Source organism: Streptomyces sp. a15 (assembly GCF_059026085.1).
On the sequence record NZ_JBWLKM010000293.1, the window covers coordinates 1 to 363 of the forward strand.

Consider the following 363-nt stretch of genomic DNA (forward strand, 5'->3'; position numbering starts at 1 on the left):
GTACTTGGTGGTCTCGGTCGAGGTGCGCCAGGTGTCGCCCTTGACGCGCTCGCGGGTGCGAACGGTCTCCGGGCGGGCCATCCACGCCTCCAGCGGCGTGGTTCCGGCACGGGTCCGGGTCGCCGTCTTCACCGCCCAGGGGGTGGTGACGGTCGCCGAGTCGACGGGTCCGCCGTCGGAGGCGTAGGTGATCTGCTCCAGCAACTGCCCCTGGTACTGGGGAAGGTCGTCGTAGCTGGTGTTGTCGCTCGTCACGACGGCCGACGTCTTGGTGCCGGAGGGCAGTTTGTCGCCGTGCAGGCCGCGGAAGTAGCGGTGCTCGGTGAGCTGCTTGACGTCGTCTTGGCCGCCCTGCCGGGTGCG

1 protein-coding gene is annotated in these 363 nt (G+C 70.0%); it reads right to left on the reverse strand.

Annotation, left to right across the window (positions count from 1 at the left end):
• The coding region (locus AC5P09_RS52190) for a hypothetical protein (RefSeq protein WP_493880661.1) at positions 1 to 363 on the reverse strand (363 nt) is incomplete at both ends.